This is a genomic window from Streptomyces sp. NPDC059456 (assembly GCF_042750055.1).
In the GTDB taxonomy this organism is placed as follows: Bacteria; Actinomycetota; Actinomycetes; order Streptomycetales; family Streptomycetaceae; genus Streptomyces.
Genome location: NZ_JBHYVA010001030.1, coordinates 1 through 1943, shown reverse-complemented (window position 1 = coordinate 1943; position 1943 = coordinate 1). Strand labels below are relative to the sequence as shown.

Genomic DNA, 1943 nt, shown 5'->3' with positions numbered 1-1943 from the left:
CAGCACGCCGATGGTTCCTGTGGGTGACAGGGTCAGGTCCGAATAGCCGGCCCGGGGCCGGGGGGGCCCCCCGCCCGGCCGGGGGCCCGGCGCGCCCGGGTGCCCGGCCCGCCGGTGGCCGAATAGGGTCGTGGGATGGCACGACCACGGCGCATCGTCCTTGTCCGGCACGGAGAATCGGAGGGCAATGCCGATGACACGGTGTACGAACGGGAGCCCGACCACGCCCTGCGGCTGACGGCCCAGGGGCGCGAACAGGCCGCCGAGGCCGGCGTACGGCTGCGCGAGCTGTTCGGCGAGGAGCCGATCAGCGCGTACGTCTCCCCGTACCGCCGGACCCTGCAGACGTTCCGGGAGCTGCGGCTCGAGCCGGGGCGGGTCCGGATGCGCGAGGAGCCGAGGCTGCGCGAGCAGGACTGGGGGAACTGGCAGGACCGGGACGACGTACGGCTGCAGAAGGCGTACCGCGACGCGTACGGGCACTTCTTCTACCGCTTCGCGCAGGGCGAGTCGGGCGCGGACGTGTACGACCGCGTCGGCTCCTTCCTGGAGAGCCTCTACCGCAGTTTCGAGGCTCCGGACCATCCGCCGAACGTACTGCTGGTGACGCACGGGCTGACCATGCGACTGTTCTGCATGCGCTGGTTCCACTGGTCGGTGGCCGAGTTCGAGGCCCTGTCGAACCCGGGGAACGGCGAATTCCGGGTGCTCCTGCTGGGACCGGACGGCCGGTACCGCATGGACCGCCCGTTTGAGCGGTGGACCACACCCGAGCCTTATGACCTGGACGGCTAGAGTGGCCCGGGATGACCGCTGACTCCTCTTCCGAAAGGCGCTACGCACGCGCCATGGCCAGCCTGCGCGGGCTGGCTCTGGGTGACGCCCTGGGCTCCCAGTACTTCGTCCCCGTGAACTACCCCCTCCTCAAGCGCCGCGAGCTGCCCGCCGGCACCGGGACCTGGCAGTGGACCGACGACACCGAGATGGCCTGCTCGGTCGTGGCCGTCCTCGCCGCGCACGGACGCATCGACCAGGACGCCCTGGCGAGCTCCTTCGCCCACCACCACGATTTCGACCGCGGGTACGGGCCCGCCGTGAACCGGATGCTCCGCCTCGTCCGGGAGGGCGAGGACTGGCGCACGCTGGCCGCCGAACTGTTCAACGGGCAGGGCTCGTGGGGCAACGGCGCGGCCATGCGCATCGCACCGCTGGGCGCCTGGTACGCGGACGACCCGGAGCAGGCCACCCACCAGGCGGAGATCTCCGCCTACACCACCCACCAGCACCGCGAGGCGGTCTGCGGGGCGATGGCCGTCGCCGCGGCGGCCGCCCTGGCGGCGGCTCCGGCCGGTCCGCCGAAGGCCGCCGACCTGCTGGACGGTGTGATCGCCCTGGTGCCGCGCAGCGCCGTGGGCGCGGGGCTGCGGCGCGCGCGGGACATGCTGGACTACGGAGACGCGACGACGGTCGCGGCGGTGCTGGGCTGTGGGCGACGCACGAGCGCCCACGACACCGTGCCGTTCGCCCTGTGGTCGGCGGCGCGGTCGCTGGACGATTTCGAGCGGGCGTTCTGGACCACCGCGCAGGTGGGCGGGGACGTCGACACGACCTGCGCGATCGTCGGCGGGGTGCTGGGGGCGCGCGGCGACGCGGTGCTGCCCGCCGCCTGGCTGTCCCGTACGGAGGCCCTGCCGGCCTGGCTGCCGGAGACGGCGGCGCACTAGCCGGCGCTCGGCAACCGGCGCCCGGCAACCGGCAACCGCGGTCCGCATCCGGCGGTCTGAATCCGGCGGTCGGAGGTCGGCGGCCCGGCCGGGGCCTGCCGGCCGGGTGAGCGGGCGAGCCGGCGTCCCCAGTCGGGCGCCACGCCCCGCTCCGATTGTCACGGTCCTGCCACAGGGGCCCGTCCGGTATGGCTGAAGGCGCACGTCACGGGCCTACCC

At 73.8% G+C, this 1943-nt stretch carries 2 protein-coding genes; both read left to right on the top strand.

What is annotated here, in order from left to right:
• Positions 1-135: 135 nt before the first annotated feature.
• Positions 136-795 carry a histidine phosphatase family protein gene (locus tag ACFXA3_RS41815; protein ID WP_385196636.1) on the top strand — a complete coding sequence of 220 codons (660 nt, stop codon included), beginning with the start codon at positions 136-138 and terminating at the stop codon, positions 793-795.
• A gap of 11 nt (positions 796-806) precedes the next feature.
• Complete coding sequence (locus ACFXA3_RS41810) at positions 807-1724, top strand: ADP-ribosylglycohydrolase family protein (RefSeq protein ID WP_385196634.1); 918 nt, start codon at positions 807-809, stop codon at positions 1722-1724.
• Positions 1725-1943: the final 219 nt, after the last annotated feature.

Excerpts from the sequence above, each read along its gene's own strand:
- ACFXA3_RS41810 (WP_385196634.1), top strand. The coding sequence starts at position 807 with ATGACCGCTGACTCCTCTTCCGAAAGGCGCTACGCACGCGCCATGGCC.
- ACFXA3_RS41815 (WP_385196636.1), top strand. The coding sequence starts at position 136 with ATGGCACGACCACGGCGCATCGTCCTTGTCCGGCACGGAGAATCGGAG.